The sequence below is a fragment of the Frankia sp. RB5 genome, from assembly GCF_059816245.1.
This window is the reverse complement of sequence record NZ_JCBATA010000001.1, coordinates 99,543-119,683: the sequence shown is the minus strand read 5'-3', so window position 1 is coordinate 119,683 and position 20,141 is coordinate 99,543. Positions and strand designations below refer to the sequence as shown.

The following is a 20,141-nucleotide window of genomic DNA, read 5'->3' as shown; positions in this document are numbered from 1 at the left end:
ACGGGCCTCCCCTGGCCCCGGTGGGCTCGGGCTGGCGGGGACTCATGGTGACGACACCCTGGCCAGCCGAGCTCCGCTGGGCGGTCGGCCCACCGGTCATCCGAAAGGGTCGACGATGATCCCGCCGCCGCCACCACCACCGCCACCGCCACCACCTGGCCTGGCCGGCCGGTTCTGTCGGCCCTGCCCCGGTTGCGTCTGCTGCTGCGGGGCCTGGCCGCCGCCGTTCGTGCCGCCGTTGTTGAACAGGTCACCCAGTAGGTCGGTGCCTGTACTCGGTCCCGGGCTCGGTGTCATCGAGTCGGTCGGCGCCGGCGCCGGTTCGTTGTCCTGGACGAGGCCACCGAAGGCCGGCGGGTCGAACGTGGACTTCGGCACGCCCTGCAACGCGGCGTCCATGAAGGCCTTCCAGATCCTGGCCGGATAGGTACCGCCGTAGACGCCACGTTCCGCGCCCGGAATTCCGGTGAGCAGTTCGTCGCGGCCTCCGTTGCCCATGTACATGTTCACGCAGGAGGACAGTTCCTTGGTGTACCCGCAGAACCAGGCGGAGCGGAAGGAGGTGGATGTGCCTGTCTTGCCCGCCGCCACGCGGCCGCCGGCGAGCGCCGCCTTCGTGCCGGTCCCGGACGGATCGGTGATCACGCTCTGCAGGGCGTACGTCGCGTCGCGGGCCACCGTCGTGGGGATGACCTGCTTGGCGTCCGCCTGACCGGAGTAGATGACCTGCCCGGTGCCGTCGATGACCTTGTCGACCATGTGCGGCTTGGCCCGCACGCCGTTGCCCGCCAGCGTCGCGTACACCGCCGTCATGTCGATGGCCCGGACCGGGTCCTTGCCCAGCGTCACCCCGGCCTCGACCGGAATGGCCGGCTTGTCGCGGATCCCGAGTTTGTGCGCCATGTCGATGACGTTCTGGACGCCGATGTTCTGGCCGAGCGGAACGTACACGGTGTTGATCGAGCCCGCGGTGGCCTTGATCAGGTTCATGTAGCCGAGGTCGCCCACGTCGCCCTCGTCGTTACCCACCACGTAGTTGCCCGGCAGGGTGATCTTCTCAGGGGCCGCGAAGGTCGATTTCAGGTTGATGTTCTTCTCGAGCGCGGCGACCAGCGTGATCGTCTTGAAGGTGGACGCCGACTGCACCTGCGCCTGCGCGACGCTGTCCAGATACTGCTCGTGGCCCTGCGCGTCCTTGCCGTAGGACGTCCCGCCGTACCAGGCGAGTATTCGCCCGGTCCCGGGTTCGACCGCCGACAGGCCGGTCCGCAGCGCGGGCACCGCGGCGTAGGCGGTGCTCAGCACGTTCGTCACCGCCTCGTAGGCGGCCATCTGCCGGCCCTTGTCGATCGTCGTGACGATGCGCAGACCACCACGGTTGATCTGGTCCTCGGTGATCCCGTCCGCGATCAGTTCGCGTTTCACCTCGTCGCGGATGTAGGCGACCTGGGCGGAGGAGGTGGTGGGATCGTCCACCTTGGCGACCACGGGCGGCGGCTGCTCGCTGGTGATGGACGCCGGCGCCCAGCCCTCCTCGGCCATCGTGGCGACCACCTCGTGCCAGCGGTTGGCCGCCGGCTTCGGATTCTTCGCCGGGTCGAGATAGTTGGGTGATCGGATCAGGCCGGCGATCACCGCGCCCTGCTGGGCTGTGAGCTTCGCCGCGGTCGTGTTGAAGTACGTCTTGGCCGCCGCCTCGATGCCGTAGGCGCCGCGGCCGAAGTAGATGGTGTTCAGGTAGTACTCCAGGATCTGGTCCTTGGAGTACTTCCGGTCCAGCTTCACCGCGAGCACGATCTCCCGCATCTTGCGGGTGAACGTCCGCTCCTGGGTCAGGTAGGCGTTCTTCGCGTACTGCTGGGTGATCGTCGAACCACCCTGCAGATCACCGCCGGTGAGGTTGACGTAGAGGGCCCGCGCGATGCCCTTCGGTGAGATGCCGGGCTCGTGGTAGAAGTTCTTGTCCTCGGCCGCGAGCGCCGCGTGCTGCATCTCCTTGGACACCTGCGCCAGGGGCACGTCGGTGCGGTTCACCGTGCCGATGCGGGCGAGCTCGTCGCCGGTGTCCTGGTTCCCGCCGGACGGCGGGCCGTAGAAGATGATCGACGTCTGGTCGGTCCTGACCTGGCCCGGCAGCGGCACCCGGGTCGCCGCGTAGATCACGGCGATGCCGGCGACGAACAGCAGGATCGACGAGAACACGCCGGCCAGCACCAGGCGGCGCAGCCACCGCGGCCGGCGGCGCCACCACATGGGCCCACGGGTGCCCTGGCCAGGCCGCGCGGCCCGACCACCGCCGCCACCGCGTCGCCGCGGACCAGCCGGGTCGTCCGGATCGCCGAGGCCGCCCACCGCCGCCCGCGACGTGCGCGACGGCGCGTTCCTGCCCGGACCGCTCCGGCCCGGACCGCTTCGGCCGGGAGCCGGCTGCCGCGAGGCGGCCCGCCCCCCGGTGCCCGGGTACCCGTCGGCGGCCTCCCGCTCGCCGACCCGCAACGCCATCCGCTCGGTGGCCTGGGTCGGCCGGTCGCGGCGGCGGCCCGCGACACGGCGCGTGGGGGTGACGGTCGTCATCCCGGCGGCGCCCGCCGCGTCCACGCCGTTCGCGTCGTCCCCGGGGCTCACCTTCCGGTAGACGGTCGAGTCGGCGGTGCGCTCGCTGATGTCGACCCGGCGCAGCGCTGCCTGGTCGACCGTGTCGTAGAGGGTGTTCACCCCAGCCGCCGTGCCGGCGCGGCCACCGCTCCCGTTCGTCCCGCCCGGGCGGGACGGCTTGTCCAGCCGGCTCTGGCCGCCGGCGGTCCGCGCCGCTCCCGTCGCGCCGCGATCGGAGATCCCTCGACGCGGTCCGGTCCGGCCGCGGCGAGGCCCTGTCCGCGGGATGATCTCGGTGCCGGGACCGCCGTCATCGACGGACTCGCGTGCACCACGCGCCGGTCGCTCTGCGGTGCCCGAGCGGTCGGCACCGCCGGGACGACCGGCAGCGGCCGGTGGGTGATCGGCGGTTCCGGGCCGGCCGGTGACCCCAGGACGGTCAGCAACTCCAGGACGGTCAGCGACTCCCGGACGGTCAGCGCCCTCGGGCCGCCGGCCCGTGCCGGAACCAACCCGGGTGGCGGCGGGATCGTCCCGTGCCGGGAATGCCGACGGGGAGACCGCGGGCCGGCTCGCGCCGCGCGCGGCGACGGGCACCGCCTGGGCCGTGCCGGCCACGGCCCGGGTGGCGCCGGGATCAGTGCCACGCCCGGCGAACGTCGCCGAACGCCCCGCCCCACGGTCCGACACACCGTTCGACGCGGAGGGCACCCCGGCCCCACCGACCGGCTCCGCACGCTGTGCGCCGCGGGACACGGTCCTGCCACGGTCTGGCACCGCGGCGGCGCCGGAACCGCTGCGGCCACTCGCGGCGGCGCTGTCGAGCGAGCCGCGGTCCGGTACCCAGCCGGTGGTCGCCACGGGCGCGGCCTGCTCACCGGCGGCGAGCCGAGGCACGCTCTGCTCCCGCGCGCCCACCCCGGTGCCAGGGGCCGCGGACCGGGTGGCGGCCGCTGCCGGGCCCGAGGCGGGCGGCACCAGCGCCCCCCGCGTCCCACCGGCGGGAACGGCCCGAGCAGCCGGTGGCACGAGCGCCGTGCGCTCACCGCGCGGCTGGGCCGCCCGCGGCGACGCGGCGCCGCCGGCGGGGACGGGCCGGCCGGAACCGGACGCGTGCTCCCGCGCCGCGGGAACCGCCTGGTCGGCCGAGTCACTCCCGGCGCGCTCGGAGGTCGCGCCACCGGGACGACCGGGCTCGGGCCGTCCTCGGTCCGAACCGCCCCGGTAGGCGCTCTGGTCGTAGGGAGAGCTCACCAACCGCTCCATCCGTCGCTGTGGGACTCCCCGGTCACCGATCCGCCACAGGGGACGGGCCGGCACCCCCAACCGCAACCGAAGGTCCGATCCCCACTGCCCGGGTTCCGTCGGGACCCGGGCGCGTGGAACGCCGGCGACGGCCCGCCCGGACCGCGGCCCGGCCGGTCGACCAGGCCACGCCCGCCCGTCTGGCCGCCGCTGACGAGGCCACGGCATCGGACCACACGCGGCTCGTGCCACGCCTGGACACGCCGTGAAACCCACATGGCAGACCAGGATCTCACGCCAGATTCCGCCCGCTCACGCAGGGCGCCCCCGACCACTGTGTCGCGGGGAACGGCCGGGCGTGGCGACCCGGCGCCCGGCGCACTGGGCGGGCCGGATCAGGTGTCGGCGGCCCGGCGCCGGGACTGCTTCACCCTCGGCTCGCCGGTGCCGATCACGTAGGAGGAGATGAGGTGGTTCCACCCACAGGGGCGGCACACCTCCACCACGTAGACCCGCAACTCGCTGTACCTGGCCGCGAGTGCCGGCAGTTCCCGCGTCGCCCGCACCCGGCCCGAGCTTTCGCCCAGCTCGTCGCCGTAGGTGTAGGTGACGTGGATCAGGGGAGCGTCGCCGCGGCAGACCGGGCAGCGCTTCGTCGTCGGCTCGCCGTGGTACTTCGCGGCGCGCAGCAGGTAGGGATGCGCATCGCACACGTCGAGCGACGACACCCGCCCCGCGAAGAGGTCCGCGAGCGTCGCCCGGCGGGCAAGCGCGTAGTCGATGACCGACCGCGAACGCATGTCTCAACGGTACGCCGCGGGCGTGGCCCGGGCAGGATCTCAGGACAGATGCCCATCCACAGGGACCATCCACGGCAGATCCGGCGAGGAGGGCCAGCCACGCCCGGCTCCTGGCCCCGCCGCGCCGCCCCGGTGAGGCTTCGGCGTCGACCTCACCATCCGCGACCTGGCCGAGCTCCTGACCCACACCGCCCTGTGAGGTGGGCGACAGCGCGATGTGCTCCGCCCGCGGCCCCGGCGGCCTGGGCGCGGCCCACATTCGGCCACGCCCGCAGGGCGAGGACACGCCCCGCGCCGGGCGCCGATCAGGCCGGTGAGCAGAGGGTTCCCGCCGGCGCGGCGATCAGGCGGCCAGCCCCCGGCTCCGCCCGGCCCGGTCCGAACCGATCGCCCGACGCGCTGCCCGAACGCGCCCGAACGGCCGCGCTACGCGTCCCTACGTCATCTTCCGGTCGCCGGTTGGTCATTTCTGGTTGCGGCGCTCGTCCCAGGACGTCTATCCTCGATGTATCGCTTCGATATGTCGCGGCGCCAGTATCGACCGACACTCCCGTCGGGACCTCCCGGTCCGGGTGAGTCGGCGCTCGGCAACGACAGGTGGAGGCGACGGCGTGCAGGCAGCGCGTCCGCGGGCTCGACGACCTCGACGACGAGGCCGAGGCAGGCCAGGCGGCGCGGCGCGGGCGCGTCGACCGCGGGTCATGCCGGCCCGCGTCCGGGCACGGTCGGTCAGCGGAGGAGGGTGGGTCATGCTCGAGCTGGCGGTCCTGGCTCTGCTCTCCGAGAGCCCGATGCACGGCTACGAGCTGCGCAAACGGCTTGCCGCGGTGCTCGGCGCGTTCCACCGGTTCAGCTATGGGTCGCTCTACCCCTGCCTGCGCCGGCTCGCGGAGGCCGGGTACGTGACCGCGGGCGACGCGGGTTCCGCGACCCGGCTCGGCGGGCGCAGCAGGGTGGTCTACACCCTCACCGGCGAGGGCAAGGAGAAGCTCGCCGAGCTGCTGGGCGAGGGTGGTCCGTCCTCCTGGGAGGACGAGATGTTCGGCGTGCGGTTCGCCTTCTTCGCGAAGACGGACGCCGCTGTGCGCCTGCGCATTCTCGAGGGGCGCCGGGTCCGGCTCGAGGAGCGCCGGGAGAAGGTCCGGTCGGCTCTGACCCGGACCGTCGAACGGTTCGACACCTACACCCTTGAGCTGCAACGTCATGGCCTGGAGTCGGTGGAGCGCGAGGTCCGGTGGCTCAACGAGCTGATCGAGACCGAACGCGCCGCCGTCCCCGCGTCCGTGCCGAGCCCACAGTTGTCCACAGCATCCACAGGGTTGTCCACAGCTTCGTCCACAGGATCGGATCCATCCACCGGATCTGACGCGGCTGTTGGAACGGAGCCGGGTCTGTCCGTCACCGCGTCCGCGCCCCCCGGCGGCGGCACCGCGGCCGGGGGGCGCCCGGGCCGAGCGGGGCGTCGCGACGCGCGCGCGTCCTCGTCCCGCCGTACCACGCGTTCCCCAGACGGCACGCACGACGGCGATGACGGCGGCGCGCGGGACCGGAACGGACGTTCATCGGCCCAGACGGGCCCGGATCTCGACGGCGAGATCCCGGCCGACGGGTGAACACCACTCCGTAGCGGGTCGCCTGTACCCGGTCGACCGACCGGCCTGGCGGCACCGCGCCGGAGCGGCATGCCCACAGCTGTATGCCCAGATATTTCCCACTTCCATAGAACACTCGCACCTAAGGAGCAGACCGTCATGGGTTCGGTACGTGTCGCCATCGTGGGCGTGGGTAACTGCGCCACCTCGCTGGTCCAGGGGGTCGAGTACTACCGCGACGCCGACCCGTCGGCGCAGGTCCCCGGCCTGATGCACGTGCAGCTCGGCGACTACCACGTGTCCGACCTGACCTTCGTCGCCGCCTTCGACGTGGACGCCAAGAAGGTCGGCCGCGACCTGTCCGAGGCCATCGTCGCCAGCGAGAACAACACCATCAAGATCGCTGACGTCCCGCCGCTCGGCGTCACCGTCTCCCGCGGTCACACCCTCGACGGCCTCGGCCGGTACTACCGGGAGACCATCGAGGAGTCCGACGAGGCGCCGGTCGACGTGGTCGCCACGCTGCGCGAGTCGGGCGCCGACGTGCTGGTCTGCTACCTGCCGGTGGGTTCCGAGGACGCCGCCAAGTTCTACGCGCAGTGCGCCATCGACGCCGGCGTCGCGTTCATCAACTGCCTGCCGGTGTTCATCGCCGGGGTTCCCGAGTGGGCGGAGAAGTTCCGCGCCGCGGGCGTGCCGATCGTCGGCGACGACATCAAGTCGCAGGTCGGCGCCACCATCACCCACCGCGTGCTGGCGAAGCTGTTCGAGGACCGCGGCGTGATCCTCGACCGCACGATGCAGCTCAACGTCGGCGGCAACATGGACTTCAAGAACATGCTCGAGCGCGAGCGCCTGGAGTCCAAGAAGATCTCCAAGACGCAGGCCGTGACCTCGCAGGTCTCCCACGACCTCGGCAAGGACAACGTGCACATCGGGCCGTCCGACTACGTCGCCTGGCTCGACGACCGCAAGTGGGCCTACGTGCGGCTCGAGGGTCGCGCGTTCGGCGACGTGCCGCTGAACCTGGAGTACAAGCTCGAGGTCTGGGACTCCCCGAACAGCGCCGGCGTCGTCATCGACGCGGTGCGCTGCGCCAAGATCGCCCTCGACCGGGGCGTCGGCGGGCCGATCCTGTCCGCGTCGTCCTACTTCATGAAGTCGCCGCCGGAGCAGTACCGCGACAACGAGGCCAGCGACAAGGTCGAGGCCTTCATCCGCGGCGAGGCCTGAGCACCTCCGCGGCGAGGCCGACCCGCATCGCGGGAAGGCCTGACCGACCGCGTCCGGGCGCCTGCGCGCCCGCGGCGGGATCCTGATCGCGCCTGCCACCGTCGTCTCTCGCCTCCACGCGGGGACGACGGTGGCGGGGACGATGCCCGCCGGGTTCGGCCATCTGGAGGGGGCGGTCGAACCCGGCGGGCATCGGCGTGTTCTTCCCCGTGACGTTCATCCGGCCGGTGCCCGGGATCCGATCGTCGAGCCCTAGGCTGACAGGCGTGGCACGGTCGGCGAATCCAGGCTCGGCGAACCTCCGTGAGCTGCTGGGCGGCCGCGGGTTCCGGCGGCTGTACGCGGCGCGGCTCACCTCCCAGGCCGCCGACGGCGTCTTCCAGGCGAGCCTGGTCAGCTACGTGCTGTTCTCCCCGGAACGCGCCACGTCCGCGGGGGCGTTGGCCGCCTCCCTCGCCGTCGTCGTGCTGCCCTTCAGCGTGATCGGCCCGTTCGCCGGCATCGTGCTCGACCGGGCGTCCCGCCAACGCATCCTGATGATCTGCTCACTGGTTCGGATGGCGCTGATGGCGATCCTCGTCGTGCTCATCGCCGCCGGCCGGACCGGCGTCGACTTCTACGCGGTGTCCCTCGCCTCCGTGAGCGTGAACCGCTTCGTCCTGTCGGCGCTGTCCGCCGGGCTGCCGATGGTCGTGGACGTCGATCGGCTGGTGTCCGCGAACGCGCTGTCGGTGACCTCCGGCACGGTCGCGACGCTGCTCGGCGCCGGTCTCGGCAGCGGAGTGCGGGGCCTCGCCGGCGGCGACGACTCGGCGGTCGCGCTGGTCGCGGGCCTGGCCGCCCTCGCCTACGGGCTCGCGGCCGCGACCGCCGCCCGTTCGGGCCGGGCGGACTTCGGCCCGCTCGTCACGGTGCCCTGGCAGGGTGTCTGGCAGCAGACCTCGCAGGTCGTCGCGGACATGGTGGACGGCGCCCGCTACCTCGCCGGCCATGGGCCGGCGCGGCGCGCCCTCACCGCGCTGACGACCTCGCGCGCCGCCTACGGGCTGGTCCTCGTGATGACCGTGCTGCTGTACCGCAACCACTTCACCGGACGCACCGGCGGTCTGTCGGGTCTCGCGGCGGTGGTGGCGGCCAGCGGCATCGGCACCATCAGCGCCGCGGTGGTGACCCCGCGGGCCACGCGGCGGATGTCGAAGCCGACCTGGCTGGCGCTGGTGCTGGTCTTCGGCGGCGTCGTCGAGGTCGTGTTCGGGCTGCCGTTCTCCGCCATCCTGCTGGTCGTCGCCGGGGCACTGATCGGGTTCTCCGCCCAGGCCAGCAAGATCTGCGTGGACACGATCGTCCAGGAGCAGACCGACGACGCCTACCGCGGCCGCGCCTTCTCGCTCTACGACCTGCTGTTCAACGTCGCCTTCGTGGCCGCCGCCGCGGTCGCCGCGGTGATCCTGCCGGACGACGGCCGCTCGGCCACGGTGGTCGTGGTCGCCGGCGCGGGCTACGCGCTCGCGGGGCTCCTCTACTACCGTGCCGCGCGGCGCCATCCCGAGGACCGGATGGCCCCGGCGATCCGACCCACCACCGACGGCCCCGGCCGCGTCAACGACCCGGCTGGCGTCGGTGCGAGTCCCACTCCGGCTGACCCCGCCGGGCCGGCGCCCGCGCCCATCGGGCCGGCAGCCGGTCCGGTCGGGCCCGCCATCCCGGCAGGCCCGACCGGACGGCCGGGCCCGCTGGCCTGAGCAGCCCCCGCTGGCCTGAGCCGGCCCGGATCTGAGCGGGCCCGGCCGCCGGCCGCGTCTCACTCGCCCGGAATCGGCACCTCGTGTTCCCGGGCCCAGCGCATCAGCTCCGCCTCGGCGGCCTCGCGCCCGACGAGCCCGCACTCGAACCGGAACTCGAGCATGTGCGCGCGGGCCTGACCCACCAGTCGGGACGGGCTCAGGCCGAGCAGCGCCATGATGTCGTCCCCGGACAGCTCCGGCCGGATCGACGCGATCTCCTCGCTGGCGGCGAGGTCGGCGATCCGTTCCTCAAGCGAGTCGTAGGTCCGGGCCAGCATGGCGGCCTTGCGCTTGTTGCGGGTCGTGCAGTCGGAGCGGACAAGCTTGTGCAGCCGGGACAGCTGCGGACCGGCGTCGTGCACGTAGCGGCGCACGGCGGCGTCGGTCCACTCGCCGCTGCCGTAGCCGTGGAAGCGCAGGTGCAGGAAGACCAGCTGGCAGATGGCGTCGGTGACGTCCTTGGGGAAGTGCAGCGCGGCCAGCCGGCGCCGCGTCATGTCCCGGCCGACGACCTCGTGGTGGTGGAAGGACACCCGGCCGCCGGGGATGTGCCGGCGGGTGCGCGGCTTGCCGATGTCGTGTAGCAGCGCGGCCCAGCGCAGCACCTCGTCCGGCGCGCCCGGCTCCTCGAGCGCGATCGCCTGGCGCAGCACGGTCATCGTGTGCGCGTACACGTCCTTGTGCTGGTGGTGCTCGTCGATCTCCATCCGCATCGCCGCCACCTCGGGCAGGACGATCTCGGCGACACCGATCTCGACGAGCCGCTCCAGGCCGGCCGCCGGCTCGGGCGCGAGCATGAGTTTGCGCAGCTCGTCCCGGACGCGCTCGGGGGAGACGATGGCGAGCCGGTCGGCGCGCGAACGCATCGCCGCGACCAGCTCCGGCACCGGGACCAGGCCGAGGGTCGCCTCGAACCGGGCGGCACGCAGGATCCGCAGCGGATCGTCGTCGAAGGACGCCTCGGGGGAGGCCGGCGTGCGCAGCACGCCCCGCGCGAGGTCGGCCATGCCGCCGAACAGGTCGACGAAGTCGTGGCCGGGGACCGACACCGCCATCGCGTTCACGGTGAAGTCGCGGCGGGACAGGTCCGCCTCGAGACTCTCGCCGTAGGTGACCGCAGGGTTGCGGGAACGCCGGTCATACGCCTCACTGCGGTAGGTGGTGATCTCGAACCGCAGGCCGCGGCGTGCGAGCCCCACGGTGCCGAACGCGATGCCGGCCTCCCAGGTGGCCTCCGCCCATCCCCTGGTGATCTCCAGGACGCGCTCGGGCCGGGCATCCGTGGCGAAGTCGAGGTCCGCGGCGGGACCGGGCGCGGCCCGGCCGAGCAGGGAGTCGCGCACCGAGCCCCCGACGAGATGCAGCCGATGGCCGTGCTCGGCGAAGACACGGCCGAGATCGTCGGCGGCCGGCGGCACCCTGAGCAGTTCACTCACCACCCGTTCGGCCGAGTCGCGCGGGTTGTCCAGACTGATCACTGACACACCTTCAGGTTACGGGGTTCGGCGCGGTGATCCGGGCCACGAACACCTCCTGTGGACAGGCAGGGCATGTGCTCTCCGGCAGCCCGGTTATCCACCGCCGGAAGCACCGCAACCGGGAGGTTCCGGGCACTCGGCCCGGGCCGCGGGCGCCGTGCTCGTACGATCAACCCATGCCTTCGCCGACCCCTCCCAGCGGCCGCGCGCGGCTGCGCAGGGTCGAGGAGACGTCGGCGGGCGGCCTCATCCTCGACCATCGCTCCGCGGACGCCTCGGCCGCGCTGATCGGCCGCCGGGACCGGCACGGCCGGCTGCTGTGGTCGCTGCCGAAGGGCCACGTCGAGGAGGGGGAGACCGCGGCGCAGGCCGCCGTGCGCGAGGTCACGGAGGAGACCGGGCTGACCGGGCGGATACTCGGCCGGCTGGGCACCATCGACTTCTGGTTCGTCGCCGGGGGGGCACGCATCCACAAGACGGTGCACCATTTCCTGCTCCTGCGTCGCGCCGGCACCCTTTCGGACGACGACATCGAGGTGGACGCCGTGGCCTGGGTGCCGCTGGCGGAGGTTGCGGACCGCCTCGCCTATGTCGACGAGCGGCGGTTGCTCGACGAGGTGCCGATCGTGCTGGCCGCGACCGCATGACGGCGGCCCCGCGGCCCCCGCGCGCGGCGCGGGCGGGCCGGCGCGCCGTGATCGCCCTGACCATGCTGGTCGGGCTGATGGCGACGGTGGCCGGCGGTCCGGCGGCCACCGCGGCGCCCGTCGGACGGGTCGTAGAGCCGGTGGCGCGGCACGATTCATCCACAGGATCACCACGGTCATCCACAAGTTCATCCACAGACGAATCGGGCAATTCACCATCTACTTCGACCGGAACGGCTGGTTCATCCACCGGTTCCGGCAACCCCGTCACGGTCACGCTCGCCGAGGTGAACCCGCCGACCGCCGGCTCGTCCACCATCTCGGTGCGGGGGACGCTGTCCGCCACGGTGGCCGGGCCGTTGACCGGTCTGCAGCTCAGCCTGGAGGTCGGCGACGCTCCCATCACCTCTCGCGAACGGCTCGCGACCTTCGCGACCAACACGGCCGCCGCGCGGGCGCTGACCTACCGCCCACTCTCGCTCACCGGCGGCGTGCGCGCCCAGCCGCTGACCACCGCGCCCAGCTTCGGCGCCGCGCCGCTCCCCTTCGAGCTCACCGGTGATCTCGGCGGCCCTGCCGCCGCGGGTGTCGGCGTGTACCCGCTGCGGGTCCGGGTCAGCGGTTCCGTGGCGGGCCGCGCCGCCGCGCCGATCGGCGCGGCCTACACCTTCGTCGTGCGCTCCTCCGGTCAGGCCCGGCGCACCCCGGTGGCCGTCGTGCTGCCGCTCGCCGACCAGCCCCGCCTGCGCTCGGACGGCCTTCTCACCGACAACACGCTGGCCGACGAGGTGAAGCCGGACGGCCGCCTCGGCCTGCTGCTCGCCGCCGCCAGGCCGTCGTCGACCACCCTCACCCTCGCCGTCGATCCGACGCTGGTGCAGGCGCTCTGGGTGATGAGGAAGCCCTACGAGTACGCGAGCCCCGGTGGGAAGGTGCCGGCACCCGCGGACCCGAACGCGGTCGCCTTCCTGTCCGGTCTGGTGGACTTCGCCGGCGCGGGCGGCACGATCATCCCACTGCCGTACGGTGACGCGGACGTGACCGCGCTCGTCCACGCGCAGAAACTGGACACGGTGAAGTACGCCGTCAACACTGGCGAGGTCGTGCTGGCCGAGCTGCTGAACCGCGCCCAAAGGCTGTCAGGCACCGTCTCCTATCCCGCCGACGGACTGGCCGACACCACCACCGTGGACGTGCTGCGCCAACTGAAGGTCGGGACCGTGCTGCTCGACGACCGCCTGCTCCCCGCGTCCAACGGCATCCCCTACACACCGTCGGCCGCCGTGGACCTCGCGACGTCCGCCGGCCCGATCCGCGCCCTCGCCACCGACCACCGCCTCGCCGACCTGGCGACAGCCCCCACCGGCGGCGCGGGCAGCCCGGGCGCCGGCGCGCTGCTGGCCCGCTTCCAGGCGGAGCTCGGCATGATCACCGCGGAGCGGGGCCAGGCACGCCCGCAGGTCCTCGCACTGCCGCGGAACTGGGCACCGTCGGGCGACTGGGCGCAGCGGGTCCTGGCCGCGGTCGACAGCGACTACTCGGTGTCGGTCCCGCTCGCCGACCTCACCGCCGCCGGCCAGGCCAGCGCGCCGCGCGGCGGCCTCGTCTACCCGGCCGACGCGCGCGCCCGCGAGCTGCCCGCCTCCTACCTCGACGCGGTAGCGAACGTCCAGGAGGAGGCCCAGGCACTCGGGCCCGTGCTCTGCCCGCCGGGGCCCTCCAACGACGACTGCCGGCAGCAGAAGGTCAAGCCGATGACCAACGCCCTCGTCACAGCGACGTCCGTCTGGTGGCGGGGAGACCGCATGGTCGATGGTGTGTCACTCAGCCATCAGGTGGACGGAGACGTGTCCGGGATCCGCAACGGCATCCGGGTCGTCGCGTCCCGCAGCGTCAAGCTGACCAGCCGACACGGGCGGGTGCCGATCACCCTCGAGAACGACACCCAGTACACGGTGACGGTCGTGCTCGACTTCTCCTCGACCAACCGCTCGCGGCTGAGGTCCGCGGCCCGGGAGACCCGCATGCTCCAGCCCGGACAGAAGGCGCAGATAGAGATCGAGGTGGATGCCGAGAAGCCGGGCACATTCCCGCTGGAGATCCGCCGGCTGAACCTCGATGGCCAGCCCCTGTCCACCGATCCGCCGAAACTCGTCCTCGTCCGCTCCACGGTCTACGGCGCCATTGCCACGGGCATCACCATCGTCGCGGTCAGCCTGCTGGGGCTGGCCGTCGTGCTGCGCCTCGCCCGGCGCCTACGGGCGGGCACGCGGCGCCAGCCGGACAACGGCTCCACCGCCGGGCCGGACGCCGCCACCGGCATGGGCCCCGAGGACGACGCAGCGGCGGACGCGGCCCAGCCGGGCGGGTCCGGCGCCGAGGCGATGCCGGCCCCCGACGGTGTGGTCCACACCGGCGCGGACCACACCGGCGCGGAGTCGCCGTCGCGCTGGCGCTCCCCGGCGCCCGCCGGCGTCGGGCTCGGCCCGTCCGCCAGCGCCCGCTGGTCCGGCGGCGCCGGCCAGCGGTCCGGATCCCCCGGCGACGCGGACCCGATCCACCAGAGTGGCGCCGGTCGCCGAGTCGGCCCGGACTCGCCCGTCGGCCCGGATCCGCTCGCCAACCCGGGTTCCTGGGGTCAGTCCGGTCGGCGGGCCGCGCCAGCCGCCGGTCGGGAGCCGGTCGGCGGGTGGGAGCAGGAGCATGGCAGCCCGACCTTCCGTGGCGGCCGCTCGGCGCACGCGGAAGACGGCCCCGAGCCTGACGGTCCCGGCCCGGCAGGCCGCGACGATCCGGCCGGACCGCTGACCCGCCGCCGGCGGAGCGGTCCGTGACCCCCGGCGACGGCGGCGACCGTCGCGCGGGATCCGGCCGCTCCCGCCATCGCGCCACCGGCCCGCGGGGCGGCTACGGCGCCGATCCCCGCGGTCCCCGCCAGGCGGACCCGCCCGCCGAGTCCTGGGAGTACGCCGCCGGCGAGCGGGACGTCGACGACCGGCGCGCGGCACGCTGGCCGGCGCAGCCCGACCACCCACCCACCCACCGCGACGCCCCCGCCGACGGAAGCTGGCCGGATGCCGGCCGGGCGTATCCGGACCAGGAGTGGTCCGGCCCGGGCGGCGGCGAGCCCCACGGCACCGCCGACTGGTACCCCGACGGTCAGCACCCCGCCGAACGCCTTCACCCGGGATACGACGACCACCTGCGGGACGGCCGGTATCCGGACGATCGGTATCCGGGGGACCGATATCAGCCGGACAGGCTCGCCGACGACCGGTATCCGGGCGGCCGCCAGCCTGACGACGGTCACTCGGAGCCGGGCGGGCGACACTCACGGCACCGATCGCCGGACGCCGCGTCACCGGAGGGTGTCCGGCTCCCCGCCTACCCGGCCGCGCGCCTGTCCGGGCGGGGCCGACCCGACCCCTACGCATCACCCCCGACCGGCGGCGAGCCGTGGCCCAGCCCGCACAGCGACTCGCAATATCCCCCACCGGGGGCGCGGAGCGACCTGTCGTATCCCCCGCCGCCGCACAGCGACGCCGCCGGGGCGACACAGAAGCTGCCGGCCGCTCCGCGTACCCCGCCGCCTCCACCCAGCGTCCCGCCGCCGTCCGAGCGCGAGGGCGGCTTCGCCAGCCACGGCGGGGCACCCGCGGCGCCCGCCTCCGACGGACGCACCACCCGGCTACCCACGCCGCCCGAGCCGCCGCGTGCGATGGGCTCGCAGACCGGCCCGAGCTGGCTGCGGGATCCCGCACCACCGCCTACCCCCGCCGACGGCGCCGGCGCCGATGGTCCGGATCACGGCTACCGCGAGGAGCGGCGGGCGCGCACGGAGCGGGGCGACCAGACTCGCCGCCTGCCCGCCGACCGGCGCCGGCCGTCGCTCGGCGAGTCCCGGCCGACGGTCGCGCTGCCCCGCAGCAACGTCCGGCGCATCCCGGCGGACATCGCCCAGGACGCTCCCCCGCACGACGATCCGCGCCGACGGGAGGATGACGCCGTCGCCCCACGCGCCGCGCAGTCCACCGGCTGGCCCGATCCTCCGGCCGTCGACCCGGTCGATCCACTCGACCCGTACGTCCGCGACGTCCCGGACGCCCGGGAGGGCCGCGGCGTCCGAGACGGCGGCGCCAGCCGGAGCGACGGGGAGGACCGGGAGGGCTACGGGGCACGGCAGCGGCGCGAGGCCAGGCAGGGGCGCGGCGAGCGGGCGCGCACCCCGAGTCCCCGCCGCCAGGAGAGCCCTGGCCGGCGCGACCGCGACCCGCGGCGCGGGGCAGCGCGGCCCGTTGACGCACCCGCGACCACGGCGATCGGCAAGCCCACCGCCGCGCCGCCGACGGCCGCGACCACCCAGCGCGGGAAGGCGAAGGGGAAGGCCGGCCCGAGTCTCGGCCAGGCCAGCGGCATCATGGCGATCGGCACGATCGCCTCCCGCGCGTCCGGCTTCCTGCGCACGGTCGCCATCGCCGCCGCGATCGGCACCGGCGCCGTCGGTGACGCCTACAACGTCGCCAACACCACCCCGAACATCCTCTACGACCTGCTGCTCGGCGGAATCCTGACCAGCGTCGTCGTGCCGGTGATGGTGCGCGCGGCGAAGGAGGACCCGGACGGCGGTGACAGGTTCGCCTCGTCCCTGCTCACCCTGATGATCCTCGGGCTCGGGGTGGCGACGGCGATCGGCATGGTGGCGGCGCCGTGGATCACCAACGCCTACCTGGACGCCGGGCCCGCCGAGCAGCGGCTGGCGACCGACATGCTGCGCTGGTTCCTGCCGCAGATCGTCTTCTACGGGGTGGGCGCGACGGTCGGCGCGATCCTCAACGTCAGACAGTCGTTCGCCGCCCCGATGTTCGCGCCGATCCTGAACAACCTGCTGGTCATCGCGACCTGCGTCGCCTTCATCTACGTCGTGTCCGGCCCCCGTCCACCCGGCGTGGAGGGCCAGAAGTCGATCACCGACACCCAGATCACGGTGCTCGCGGGCGGGACGACACTGGGCGTGGTCGCGATGACGGTGGCGCTGCTGCCCGCCCTGCGCCGGGTCGGGTTCCGCTATCGGCCGCGCCTCGACCTGCGTCATCCAGAGCTGCGCTCGGCGGCCCGGCTGGCCGGCTGGACGCTGCTGTTCGTGATCGTCAGCCAGGCCGGCTACCTGGTGATCGTCAACCTGTCGACGGCGTCCACCGCCTACACGATCTACACCTACGGCTACCAGATCTTCCAGCTCCCCTACGCGATCATCGGCGTTTCGGTGATCACGGCCCTGCTGCCGCGGATGAGCGGACATGCCGCCCAGGGGCGCGCGGACCTGGTGCGGGCGGACATCTCCACGGCGACCCGGGTGGCCGTCACGGCGATCGTCCCGGCGGCGCTGTTCATCCTCGCGCTGGGCCGGCCGATCGCGGTAGCGGTGTTCCACCACGGCGCGGTCAACTATCACGACGCGCTCGACATCGGCGACACACTCAGCGCCTTCGCGCTCGCCCTGGTGCCGTTCTCCCTGTTCCAGGTGCAGCTGCGGGCGTTCTACGCCTACCAGGACAGCCGCACGCCGGCGTTGGTGAACATGGGTGTCGTCGCGGTGAACGTGCTCGGTGCGCTGGTGCTGACGGCGCTGGTGCCCGAGAAGCACCGGGCGCCCGCCCTCGCGCTGGCCTTCGCCGCCGCGTACCTGATCGGCTTCGTGGCCGCGACGATCCTGCTGCGCCGCCGGCTCGGCGGCGTCGACGGCAACCGCACGGCCCGGGTCATCACCCAGGTCGCGATCGCCGCCGGATTCGGCGCCGTGGTGGCCTCCCTGACCGCCCGCGGAATCCGTGCGGTGGCCGGCACCGGCTGGTTCACATCGGGGATCGCGGTCGTCCTCGCCTCCGCGCTGGGCGGCGCGCTGTTCCTCACGGTGGCCGTTCGGATGAACATCCACGAGGTCAGTGCCCTGATGACGGCCGTCAGCAGCCGGTTCGGCCGGGGACGCGGCCGCGGGAACAAGGCGGGATCGCCCCGCCCGGCCGGCGCCGGCGCGCGCGGCGGCGCCGGCGCGGGTGCGCGTCCGACGGGTGAGCGCCCCGCGGTCCGGGGCCGCGCGGATCGTGCGACCGGCGCGCGCCAGGCAGGCCGCGGCGGCGGGCGTGCGCGCCCACGGCAGGGCGAGCGGGGGACCGGGACCGAACGGGTCGAACGTCCCCGTCGCGGCGAGCGCCCCGAGCGCGGCGACGGTTCCCCCCAGGCGCGGCCACGCCCGCGGCCCGACCAGCCACGCCGGCCGAGGCCCGACGACGGCACCGGACGCGACGGCCGACGCCGATGATCAGCACCTGATGATCCACAGCCGGTGGTCGCCAGGCTCGTTCCGGCTGGCGCGAGGACCTCACCGTGGACCTGAGCTCAGCACGCCTGTGGCGCAGCGCCCGCACCACCACGCCCGCACCACCACGCCGAGCCCGCCCGGCACGAACTCACGAAGATGGTCACAGCCGGTACACAAAGGCGGGTTGTCCCAAGACATTCGCGAGATCCTCCGGCGCTGCTCGTACACTGGACACGCTGTGCGCGGGCCCCGCCCAACGTCGCCGGTGAACCAGGCGCAGCGTTCCCGCTGGTCGGCGTCGTTCACCGTCGCGGCCGGTTTCGGGCGGCGACGGAATGCGGGGTATCCGCCCATGGCAGCGGCACGCTGGGCGGAACCCTGCCCGGGTGAGGTGGGAAAGCCCGACGCCGGATCCTCCACGTCGGGCCCGTGGACGACGGAGGCGCTGTGGTCGACGGAAGCAACCGACCGCAGGCCGAGGACGTCGATAATGGTGTGACGCTCGACGTTCCCGGCGCCCGGGGCTCCGCCACGCCAGCCGGCACCGCGGTGCTCGCCGAAACCGTGCTCGACCGCCGCTACCGGCTGCTGTCCACGCTCACCGCTCGTGGCCCGGTGACGCTGTGGCGCGGCGACGACAACGTGCTCGCCCGGCCGGTCGCGGTCCGCATCGTCGAGCACGACCAGCTCGCCGCGGGCGGCCCGGAGCCCGGCGGCGCCGGTTCGGATCACGAGCAGGCCGCCCGTCGGCTGCTCGCCGCCGCCATCAACTCGGGCCGCCTGGTGCATCCCGGCGCCGCGTCCACCTACGACGCCACGACGACGACCACCGGCTCCCGCCGGATCTCCTACGTCGTCTCCGAGTGGGTCGACGGCAAGACCCTGCGCCAGCTCACCGCGCAGGGCGCGCTGCGCCCGGAGCAGGCCGGCGCCGTGGTGCTCGCCGCCGCCCGGGTCATCGCCGCCGCCCACGAGCGCGGCATCCACCACGGCGACCTCAACCCCGGCGACGTGATCGTCTCCAGCCACGGCACGGTCAAGGTCATCGACCTGGAGATCGGCGGCGTGCTCGCCGAGCTCGAGCGCGCGGGCTCCGCCGCGCACGAGTTCGATGGCGGCGCGGGCGGCGACCCCGAGGCCACCCGGGTCACCGGCGCGGCGGGCGGTGCGGGCGACGAGGCTGCGGCTGATCTGCGGGCCCTCGGCGGGCTGTTGTACGCGGGGCTCACCGGCCACTGGCCGCTCGGCGGGGACCGCGGCCTGCCCACAGCCCCGCGCTCGGGCGGCCGTCTGCGCACCCCGCGCCAGGTCAGCTCCAGCGTCCCCCGCGACCTCGACGCGATCACCATGGCGGCTCTCGGCGATGACCGCGCCGGCGCGCCCATCACCACGGCGGCGGAGCTCGTCGAGGAGCTGGAGTCGATCAGCCCGGTCGACGCCGTGCTCGACACCGGCCTGATGAGCCTCGGCGACAGCTCCGCCGGCGCCGAGGAGACGTCCGTCGACGGCTTCGACTCCGCCGACTACCTCGGCGCCCCGGACTACCCGCAGCAGGGCCGCTACGCGGACACCGCCGGCTACCCGGGCCCCGACTCCCGCTACGACGACACCCGGGTCGACCGGTCGAGCGGCCCGCGCGGCGGCGGACCCGGCTACGGACGCGGCGGCTACGACACCCGCGGCAGCTACGACGACGGCCGCGGCAGCTACCCGCCGGCGGACCGCCGCCCGTCCGGTCCTGGCCGTGGTCATGCCTCGTCGGGCCCGTCGCTCAGCCGGATGCTGCCCTGGATCGCCCTCGTCGTGGTCGTCGTCGTGGTCGCCGTGGTCGCGCTCATCACGCTGAAGGGTGACGGCAAGAAGAATGGCGGCGGTGCCTCTCCCAGCTCGTCGGCCACCAATCAGGTGAACAGCATGGGTGCGACGCTGACGCCGGCGTCCGTCACCGCCTTCGATCCCCCGGCGACCGGCGGCGATGGCTCGGAGAACGACGATGAGGCCGCGAACGCCACCGACGGCAAGCCGTCCACGGTCTGGAAGACCCAGACATACGCGTCGGCGGATCTGGGCCGGCTCAAGCCAGGCGTCGGCCTACTGCTCGACTTCGGGCACCCGATCAGTCCCTCCTCGGTGACCGTCCAGCTGCCTGGCAGCGGCAAGACGTCCTTTGAGCTGCGCGGCTCCACCACCCGCTCTGACACGATCGACGGCTACCGGATCGTGGTGCAGAAGAGCGGCGTGAACGGGCCAGTGCCCGTAGCCATGCCCTCCGACCTGGCCCCTGCCCAGTACTGGGTGCTGTGGCTGACCTCGCTGCCGCAGGACGGCGGGTCGTTCCGCGGAACCGTCGCGGAGATCACCTTCAAGTCCTGACGGACAGGCCCTCGCCTCGTGACCGTCCGCCGCCCGACGTCGGCGCGGGAGCGGCCAGGTATCCCTTTGGCACTG

The 20,141-nt window shown here is 73.7% G+C and carries 10 protein-coding genes; 7 read left to right on the top strand and 3 right to left on the bottom strand.

Annotated features, from left to right (window positions below):
• Nucleotides 1–96: 96 nt before the first annotated feature.
• A complete protein-coding gene (locus AC6EXY_RS00440) occupies nt 97–3,849 on the bottom strand; it encodes a transglycosylase domain-containing protein (RefSeq protein WP_499816767.1) in 3,753 nt (1,250 codons plus the stop codon).
• A 386-nt stretch (nt 3,850–4,235) separates the two neighbouring features.
• Complete coding sequence (locus tag AC6EXY_RS00435) at nt 4,236–4,640, bottom strand: DUF5318 family protein (RefSeq protein ID WP_101835366.1); 405 nt, start codon at nt 4,638–4,640, stop codon at nt 4,236–4,238.
• Nucleotides 4,641–5,389: 749 nt separating this feature from the next.
• Here AC6EXY_RS00435 and AC6EXY_RS00430 point away from each other — a divergent pair.
• The 3 genes from AC6EXY_RS00430 (at nt 5,390) to AC6EXY_RS00420 (ending at nt 9,207) form a co-directional block, all read left to right on the top strand.
• Nucleotides 5,390–6,253 carry a PadR family transcriptional regulator gene (locus AC6EXY_RS00430; RefSeq protein ID WP_101835364.1) on the top strand — a complete coding sequence of 288 codons (864 nt, stop codon included), beginning with the start codon at nt 5,390–5,392 and terminating at the stop codon, nt 6,251–6,253.
• Between the two features lie 138 nt (nt 6,254–6,391).
• Nucleotides 6,392–7,465, top strand: coding sequence for an inositol-3-phosphate synthase (locus tag AC6EXY_RS00425; RefSeq protein WP_101835362.1), 1,074 nt, complete (start codon nt 6,392–6,394; stop codon nt 7,463–7,465).
• A gap of 266 nt (nt 7,466–7,731) precedes the next feature.
• Nucleotides 7,732–9,207: an MFS transporter gene (locus tag AC6EXY_RS00420; protein ID WP_101835358.1), complete on the top strand. Its 1,476-nt coding sequence runs from the start codon at nt 7,732–7,734 to the stop codon at nt 9,205–9,207.
• Between the two features lie 59 nt (nt 9,208–9,266).
• On the opposite strand, the gene AC6EXY_RS00415 is transcribed toward AC6EXY_RS00420, so the two are convergent.
• Nucleotides 9,267–10,727 (bottom strand): CCA tRNA nucleotidyltransferase, encoded by a 1,461-nt coding sequence (locus tag AC6EXY_RS00415; protein WP_101835356.1) that lies wholly within the window; start codon nt 10,725–10,727, stop codon nt 9,267–9,269.
• Between the two features lie 176 nt (nt 10,728–10,903).
• On the opposite strand from AC6EXY_RS00415, the gene AC6EXY_RS00410 reads away from it, so the two are divergent.
• The 4 genes from AC6EXY_RS00410 (at nt 10,904) to AC6EXY_RS00395 (ending at nt 20,066) form a co-directional block, all read left to right on the top strand.
• On the top strand, nt 10,904–11,374 hold the full coding sequence (locus tag AC6EXY_RS00410) for an NUDIX hydrolase (protein WP_101835354.1): 471 nt from the start codon (nt 10,904–10,906) through the stop codon (nt 11,372–11,374).
• Entirely contained in the window at nt 11,371–14,208 is a 2,838-nt protein-coding gene (locus tag AC6EXY_RS00405) for a DUF6049 family protein (protein WP_499816766.1), read from the top strand. Before AC6EXY_RS00410 ends, AC6EXY_RS00405 begins: the two co-directional genes overlap by 4 nt.
• A complete protein-coding gene (murJ, locus tag AC6EXY_RS00400) occupies nt 14,205–17,693 on the top strand; it encodes a murein biosynthesis integral membrane protein MurJ (protein ID WP_499842273.1) in 3,489 nt (1,162 codons plus the stop codon). Before AC6EXY_RS00405 ends, murJ begins: the two co-directional genes overlap by 4 nt.
• Before the next feature lie 447 nt (nt 17,694–18,140).
• Complete coding sequence (locus AC6EXY_RS00395) at nt 18,141–20,066, top strand: protein kinase family protein (protein WP_499817432.1); 1,926 nt, start codon at nt 18,141–18,143, stop codon at nt 20,064–20,066.
• Nucleotides 20,067–20,141 lie beyond the last annotated feature (75 nt).

What these genes read in the sequence shown, in the direction of transcription:
- AC6EXY_RS00435 (WP_101835366.1), bottom strand. Translation starts at nt 4,640, where the DNA reads ATGCGTTCGCGGTCGGTCATCGACTACGCGCTTGCCCGCCGGGCGACG.
- AC6EXY_RS00430 (WP_101835364.1), top strand. Translation starts at nt 5,390, where the DNA reads ATGCTCGAGCTGGCGGTCCTGGCTCTGCTCTCCGAGAGCCCGATGCAC.
- AC6EXY_RS00425 (WP_101835362.1), top strand. Translation starts at nt 6,392, where the DNA reads ATGGGTTCGGTACGTGTCGCCATCGTGGGCGTGGGTAACTGCGCCACC.
- AC6EXY_RS00410 (WP_101835354.1), top strand. Translation starts at nt 10,904, where the DNA reads ATGCCTTCGCCGACCCCTCCCAGCGGCCGCGCGCGGCTGCGCAGGGTC.
- AC6EXY_RS00405 (WP_499816766.1), top strand. Translation starts at nt 11,371, where the DNA reads ATGACGGCGGCCCCGCGGCCCCCGCGCGCGGCGCGGGCGGGCCGGCGC.